We start from the raw sequence: 7,551 nt of genomic DNA on the forward strand, positions 1-7,551 counted from the left end.
AACTCTACTCTTTTTTTGTCTCTTGAAAAAGCACTTTTTGTAGTTTTTTTTCATTCTTTACATAGGGAATTCTAATGATCGTCACAAAACGCGCGTACTTATGTTGCTTACTTACATAAAACGCGCGTTATTCCGATAACGCTTAGTGAGCCTGATCCCAGTTTTCGCCGCTACCCACTTCCACCAGCAACGGAACGTCCAGCTTCATGCTGTTTTCCATCAGTTCATGGATCTTCTGAGAGACCTTTTCCAGGTCGTCTTTATGGACTTCAAATACCAGTTCATCGTGTACCTGCATGATCATTTTCACGCGCGGTTTCTCTTTTTCCAGCCAGGCATCAACGGCGATCATCGCGCGTTTGATGATATCTGCCGCAGTGCCCTGCATCGGGGCATTGATAGCAGCACGTTCAGCGCCAGCACGGCGCGCGGCGTTGCTGGATTTGATGTCCGGAAGGTAAAGACGACGGCCATCCAGCGTTTCAACGTAGCCTTTCTCTTTCGCCTGCGCGCGGGTACGCTCCATATATTCCAGCACGCCCGGATAGCGCTCAAAGTAGAGATCCATATACTTCTGCGACTCTTTACGCGGAATGTTGAGCTGGCGTGATAGGCCAAATGCGCTCATGCCGTAAATAAGGCCAAAGTTAATCGCTTTTGCGCTACGACGCTGTTCGTTTGTCACGCTGTCCAGCGGCAGGCCAAACACTTCGGCAGCTGTCGCCCGGTGGATATCCTTCCCTTCGGCAAATGCCGTCAGCAGGCCTTTGTCACGCGACAGGTGCGCCATAATACGCAGTTCGATTTGCGAGTAGTCTGCGGAGACAATCAGATAATCCTCTGGCGCAATGAAAGCCTGGCGTATACGGCGGCCCTCTTCATTACGCACCGGAATGTTTTGCAGGTTAGGATCGGTTGACGAAAGTCGCCCGGTCGCCGCTACAGCCTGGTGATAGGAAGTGTGTACGCGGCCCGTTTTAGGGTTAATCATCAACGGCAGTTTGTCGGTATAGGTCGATTTCAGCTTCGCCAGACCACGGTACTGCAGGATAACTTTTGGCAGCGGATAGTCCAGCGCCAGCTCTTCCAGCACCTCTTCAGAGGTTGAAGGCGCGCCGCCCGGCGTTTTCTTCAGCGGTTTAATACCCTGCTTTTCAAACAGGATGGTTTGCAGCTGTTTCGGTGACGACAAATTAAATGCCTCTCCAGCAAGCTCATGCGCTTTCTGTTCAAGCTCGGTCAGGCGCTGCGCCAGCTCGCCAGAGTGATTATGCAGCACCGTTGGGTCGATTTTGACGCCGTTACGCTCAATGCGGGACAGCACAGGCACCAGCGGCATCTCAATGTTTTGGAAAACATTCAGCGGCCCTTCGTGCTTCTGCAATTTCGGCCACATTTTGAGATGCAGCTGTAGCGTGACGTCAGCGTCTTCCGCGGCGTAGCGGCCTGCTTCTTCCAGCGCGATCTGGTTAAAGGTCAGCTGATTTTTGCCCTTACCGGCAATTTCTTCAAAGGTGATGGTTTTGTGTTTCAGCCAACGATCGGATAAGGAATCCATATCATGGCGGCCCGCCACGCTGTCCAGAATGTAAGATTCCAGCATGGTGTCAAAAGCGATACCACGTAGCTCAATGCCGTAGTTTTGCAGAATACCGCGGTCGTACTTCAGGTTTTGCCCGACCTTCAGCGCTTTCTCGTCTTCCAGAATCGGCTTCAGCAGTTCTAAGGCGCGCTCGCGCGAGATCTGCTCCGGCGCATCCAGATAGTCATGCGCTACCGGAACATAGGCTGCCATACCCGGCTCCGTCGCGAATGACAGACCTACCATATTGGCAGATATGTTATCGAGACTGTCCGTTTCGGTATCGAACGCAAATACCGGTGCTTTTTTCAGCTTTTCAATCCAGGCGACGAGCTGCGACTCTTCAAGGATGGTTTCATAGTTATCGAATGAGAGCGCTGCCGCTTCTTCTTCTGCCTGCTCTTCGGCATCGACAACGATAGTTTCTTTCGGCTTCGCCGCAGCTTTTGCCCCTTTCGCCTGAAGCCATTTCCCGGCTTCGACATCCGTGGTCCAGCGTTTAAATTCGTATTTTCTGAACAGGCCAAGCAGTTCTTCAGCGGCGGGTTCCTGCACTTCAAGCTGGTCGCAGGTAAGCTCCAGCTCGACGTCGGTTTTGATGGTGGCTAACTGATAAGAGAGGTAAGCCACCTCTTTGTTATCGGCGAGCTTTCCGGCCATGGTTTTTGCACCACGGAAGGTAAGTCCGGCAATTTTGTCGGACTCAGCGTACAGCGTATCCAACCCACCTAACCCTTGCAGCAGTGCCTGAGCTGTTTTTTCGCCCACGCCCGGCACGCCAGGGATGTTATCCGAGGAATCCCCCATCAGGGCGAGGAAATCAATAATGAGTTCTGGCGGCACGCCATATTTGGCAACCACTTCTTCCGGGCCAAGAATGGTATTGGTCATGGTATTAATCAGCGTGATCCCAGGTGTTACCAGCTGCGCCATGTCTTTATCACCGGTACTGATCAGCACCGAGCGGCCAGCCTTTTCAGCTTCGCGCGCCAGGGTGCCAATAACGTCGTCAGCCTCAACGCCCGAGACAGCCAGCAAAGGCAGCCCCATCGCTTTGACCATAGCGTGCAGCGGTTCAATCTGCGCACGCAGATCGTCAGGCATGGGAGGACGGTGAGATTTGTAATGCTCAAATAATTCATCGCGGAAGGTTTTCCCCTTCGCATCAAACACCACGGCCGCATGGGTTGGGTGGTATTGCAGAATCAGGCTGCGCAGCATATTCAGCACGCCGTACATTGCGCCGGTAGGTTCCCCTGCGCTGTTGGTCAGAGGAGGAAACGCATGATACGCCCGATAAAGGTAAGAAGAGCCATCGACGAGTATAAGTGGGTTTTCTGGGATCTGAACCATAATGTCCGTGCCTTTAATTAATTTATGGGTAAAGGATGCCACAGAAGGATGAAAACATCAGGTTTTAGCGCTTTATACAGAAAAAGATTTTGCGATCGTGAAGATCGCTCGCAAAAACAAACTGTGGATAAGTTTGTGCATATTTTTAATACAGGTGAATAACAGTTCTATAAAACTGATACTGAAAACTTATTTATCAAATAAAATCAATTAGTTGAAATTAGATCACTTAAGATCCCACCCCGCTGATGGTTATTTAGTCTATGTGGATATAAGACGTAAGCACCCTGTCTATATAGAAAATTTCGCTGCATGGCAGGAAAAGCCGCAGCCTCTTCGTGCGAAAGCGCCCTGGTCTGGGCCAATATCTGATAAGATCGGCGCCCAGCACCGGATAGCCGGCTGCTTAATTACAGCTAACTATCTGAAAAAATTCATTATGTCGAAAATACTCGCTGCGATAACCTTATTGCTAAGCGTCATTTTAACTATTCTGGTTACCATCGCCTGTTCTGTGCCAATCATCGTTGCCGGAATAATTAAGCTCCTGCTGCCCGTCCCTCCGGTATGGCGTGCAGTGTCTGCTTTTTGTAATTTTATGATGTACTGCTGGTGTGAAGGGCTGGCGATCCTGTTGTATCTGAACCCCTGGTTAAAGTGGGACGTTCAGGGCCTCGAGAAGCTGAATAAAAAGAACTGGTATCTGCTGATCTGCAATCATCACAGCTGGGCCGACATCGTTGTATTGTGCGTGCTGTTTCGCAAACATATTCCGATGAACAAATACTTTCTGAAACAGCAACTGGCATGGGTGCCTTTCATTGGTCTGGCCTGCTGGGCGCTGGATATGCCGTTTATGAAACGCTATTCACGCAGCTATCTGATTCGTCATCCGGAACGCCGCGGTATGGACGTGGAAACTACGCGCCGTTCTTGCGAGAAGTTTCGCGCGCATCCCACCACCATAGTTAATTTCGTCGAAGGTTCGCGCTTTACCGAAGAGAAGCGCCAGCAGACTCGCTCTCCGTATCAGCACCTGTTGCCGCCAAAGGCAGCGGGTATCGCAATGGCCCTCAACGTGCTGGGTGAGCAGTTTGATAAATTGTTGAACGTAACGCTCTGCTATCCGGAAAACGACAGGACGCCGTTCTACGATATGCTCAGCGGCAAGCTGACGCGTATCGTAGTCCGCGTTGATCTGTTGCCCATCGATACGGAACTGCACGGTGATTACGTTAACGATAAAAACTTCAAACGTCGTTTCCAGCTTTGGCTCAATACACTCTGGAAAGAGAAAGACGAACAGATAGCGGAGTTAAAATCTTCATACAAAAACGCCGGTCAATGACCGGCGTTTTCTTTATGTTTGTTACTTCATCTCAACCAGGTGTTTCACGGTATCAGCGTACTGTTGTACGAAGATATCCATACTGGTGGTGTCCATACCACGCATATTTACCTGGTATTTACCGTTAACATACATCGCCGGCACGCCCTGCAACTGGAAGTCAGCGGCAGCTTTTTCCTGCTGTGCCACGAGAGATTTCACCACAAAACTGTTCCAGGCAGCGTCGTAGTCTTCACCTTTCACACCGGCATCAACAAACACTTTACGGATATCTGCCGTAGTTTGTACGGTCTGGGTTTTCTGTACGGCTTCAAACATAGGCGCGGTGATCTTATCTTCCACACCCAGCGCAATCGCAACCGCCCATGCCTGAGTCAGATCTTTACCCAATGGGCCAAGGAACTCAACGTGGTATTTCGTCATTTTGGTGCCTTCCGGCAGCTTTTTCTTCACGTTGTCAGAAACATGAAGTACCTGCTCAAACTCGTAGCAGTGCGGGCAGTAGAAGGAGAAGAACTCCAGCACCTGAGGCTCGCCAGCTACAGGCTTGTCCAGCGTAATGTACTGCTTGCCGTCGGTAAACTGCGCAGCAGTTGCGCTAAATGCCAGAATCATACCAGCCAGCGCCAGCCAAATTTTTTTCATGATTAACTCTCTCCTGGGTGTGTCCAATTAATACATCGGCGTTAATTGCAGAGGGGGTTCCTGTAGAACCTTAACCTGCTCGGTAAATGTGGATATCTGGTTGCGCCAGTAATCCTCCCCGGTAAGCCAGGGGAAATTTCGGGGAAAAGCCGGGTCTTCCCAACGCCTGATTAACCACGCGAGATAATAAACAAATCGCATCGCACGTAAAGGCTCTATCAGGGCAATTTCGTCTGAATTAAAGGGGCTAAATTCTTCATAAGCTTCAATTATGGTCTCAAGCTGCATGCGCTGCTCGGCTTTATCACCGTTGAGCAGCATCCACAGATCCTGCACCGCAGGTCCCATACGAGCGTCATCAAGATCGACAAATAGCGGGCCGTCGCGCCAGAGAATATTCCCGGCGTGGCAGTCACCGTGCAGGCGTAGAGCGGTAATATCATCCCGCCAGCAGGCTTTTACAGCATCAATAAGCTTATCGGTCGCCGTGAGGAAATTATCCTTAAGCGCCTTTGGGATCAGCGCCGATGTTTCGAATACCTCTCGCGGCTCAATAAGATATTCCTGAACACCAATCGTCGGTCGGGCAACAAACGATTTTTTACGTCCCGTCTGATGAATGCGCCCCAGATAACGGGCAACCCATTCCATCTGATCGATATTATCTGCCTCAAACTGTCTTCCGCCCAGGCTCGGAAATACCGCGTAGTAAAAACCCTGATGGGTCAGCAGCGTTTGGTTATTAAATTTGAGCGGTGCCGCAACGGGAACATCGTCATCCAGCAGATCGTGGGCAAACTGATGCTCTTCCTGAATTTGTTCTGCGGACCAGCGCTGTGGCCGGTAAAACTTTACGACAAAGCGCTGGCGCTCTTCGTCCTGAAATTGGTAGACACGGTTTTCGTAGCTGTTTAAAGGGGTTAACCCGGAATCCACCCGAATACCCTGCTCGAACAGCGCATCCATAATGGTATCCGGGTGTAGTGTCTGGAAAGTAAAAGCCTGGTCGTTCATCCGATCATCCGGAAATTATACGAATGATTCAGGATATCATCTTGTGGCGATTTCGGTGGCTCCGCTTACAAGCTTTTACTCTTTAATTACGCCTCGGGCGCGCAGTAATGCGGTTTTAAAATCCTCTTCATAATCTTTCTGAATACCAGGAATAACAGCATCTTTAGCCGAGTCACGCATTTTGAGGTGGTAGATCAGGATGTCATCAGAAAGGTCTGCCAGTTCGCCATCAAAACCTGACTCTTTCGCCAGTTTCTGTAAAAATTGCATCAGATTCAGCTCTGGCTCTTTTTGCCAGGCCGGCTGGAGAAGCTCAATGACTTCATTAAGACGTTTACATTTCATGGTAGTGCTCCTTTCATTTAGAGAGACACGTTAGCAGGGTCAATCCCACAATAAAAGAGGCGATATTCGTGAATCAATGCCAGGAAATCATCGGGGTCGTTCTTGCCGGAGGCAGGGCAACGCGAATGGGCGGAAAAGATAAAGGTCTTCAGCTCCTGAACAACACCCCCTTATGGCAGCATGTTGCTGATACCCTGGCAAATCAGGTGTCGTCGATGGCGATCAGCGCTAACCGACATGTTGATATTTACCAGCGCAGTGGATATCCGGTTTATCAGGATAAGCTTGTGGACTACCCCGGCCCGCTGGCGGGAATGCTTTCCGTTATGCAGCAGTCGCATGGAGAGTGGTTTCTCTTTTGTTCATGTGATACGCCCTTCATCCCGTCCTGTCTGGTTGAACGTCTGGTGCAGCGGTGCGAGGGTGCTCCCGTCGTCTGGGTACACGACGGCGAACGCGACCATCCGACGATCGCATTGATTAATCGCTCTTTAATATCTGCGCTGGAAGATTACCTGGCCGCAGGAGAGCGACGCGTCATGGTATTTATGCGCCAGTCAGGAGGGCATTCCGTTGATTTCAGCGACATGAAATCGGCGTTTGTGAATGTAAACACGACGAAAGATTTGCAGATGATGCAGGAGAAGAAATGATACCCGTATTAGCGATCTCTGCCTGGAGCGGCACCGGGAAGACTACGCTGCTAAAAAAGCTGATACCTGCACTTTGCGCTAAAGGTATTCGTCCCGGATTGATTAAGCACACGCACCATAACATGGATGTCGATAAGCCGGGGAAAGATAGCTATGAGCTGCGTAAGGCTGGCGCTGCACAAACGATGGTGGCGAGTAACCAGCGCTGGGCGTTAATGACAGAAACTCCGGATGACGCACCGCTGGATCTCGCTTATCTTGTCAGCCGGATGGATCATTCCACGCTGGATCTGGTGCTGGTTGAGGGGTTTAAGCACGAGGCTGTTGCGAAGATCCTGCTGTTCAGAAACGGTGCCGGGCATGATGTAAGTGAGTTAACGCTGGATGAACATGTGATTGCTGTGGCCAGTGACGCTGCGTTGACGCTGGAAGTACCGGTTCTGGATTTGAATAATGTGGAGGGGATTGCAGAGTTTATTTTGGCGTGGTGTGCAGTCTGAGATCTGCCGGGTGACGGCTTCGCCTGACCCGGCCTATCGTTTTTCGACGTACAAACGCAAAAAGGCCATCCTTGCGGATGGCCTCTTCACTTGTTTGATGCCTGGCAGTTC

General features: G+C 50.5%; 7 protein-coding genes. 3 read left to right on the top strand and 4 right to left on the bottom strand.

The window, feature by feature from the left end; translation table 11 throughout:
• Window positions 1-142: 142 nt before the first annotated feature.
• Complete coding sequence (gene polA, locus ACOT0L_RS16810; RefSeq protein ID WP_126503589.1) at window positions 143-2,935, bottom strand: DNA polymerase I; 2,793 nt, start codon at window positions 2,933-2,935, stop codon at window positions 143-145.
• A 439-nt stretch (window positions 2,936-3,374) separates the two neighbouring features.
• Here polA and ACOT0L_RS16815 point away from each other — a divergent pair, with 439 nt between their 5' ends.
• Window positions 3,375-4,283 carry an acyltransferase gene (locus tag ACOT0L_RS16815; protein ID WP_022649857.1) on the top strand — a complete coding sequence of 303 codons (909 nt, stop codon included), beginning with the start codon at window positions 3,375-3,377 and terminating at the stop codon, window positions 4,281-4,283.
• Between the two features lie 21 nt (window positions 4,284-4,304).
• Here the strand turns inward: ACOT0L_RS16815 and dsbA are convergent, their stop codons facing one another.
• The 3 genes from dsbA to ACOT0L_RS16830 form a co-directional block, all read right to left on the bottom strand.
• Window positions 4,305-4,928: a thiol:disulfide interchange protein DsbA gene (gene dsbA, locus ACOT0L_RS16820; protein ID WP_022649858.1), complete on the bottom strand. Its 624-nt coding sequence runs from the start codon at window positions 4,926-4,928 to the stop codon at window positions 4,305-4,307.
• 27 nt (window positions 4,929-4,955) lie between these two features.
• Window positions 4,956-5,942: a serine/threonine protein kinase gene (locus ACOT0L_RS16825; protein WP_022649859.1), complete on the bottom strand. Its 987-nt coding sequence runs from the start codon at window positions 5,940-5,942 to the stop codon at window positions 4,956-4,958.
• Window positions 5,943-6,017: 75 nt separating this feature from the next.
• Complete coding sequence (locus tag ACOT0L_RS16830) at window positions 6,018-6,287, bottom strand: YihD family protein (RefSeq protein ID WP_003861904.1); 270 nt, start codon at window positions 6,285-6,287, stop codon at window positions 6,018-6,020.
• Between the two features lie 68 nt (window positions 6,288-6,355).
• Between ACOT0L_RS16830 and mobA the strand changes: the two genes are divergently transcribed.
• Entirely contained in the window at window positions 6,356-6,940 is a 585-nt protein-coding gene (gene mobA / locus ACOT0L_RS16835; RefSeq protein WP_058677722.1) for a molybdenum cofactor guanylyltransferase MobA, read from the top strand.
• On the top strand, window positions 6,937-7,440 hold the full coding sequence (gene mobB / locus ACOT0L_RS16840; RefSeq protein WP_421637267.1) for a molybdopterin-guanine dinucleotide biosynthesis protein MobB: 504 nt from the start codon (window positions 6,937-6,939) through the stop codon (window positions 7,438-7,440). The genes mobA and mobB overlap by 4 nt, the downstream gene beginning before the upstream one ends.
• The last annotated feature ends 111 nt before the right edge of the window (window positions 7,441-7,551 follow it).

This window comes from Enterobacter cloacae complex sp. XAL002 (assembly GCF_049236805.1).
In the GTDB taxonomy this organism is placed as follows: Bacteria; Pseudomonadota; Gammaproteobacteria; order Enterobacterales; family Enterobacteriaceae; genus Enterobacter; species Enterobacter intestinihominis.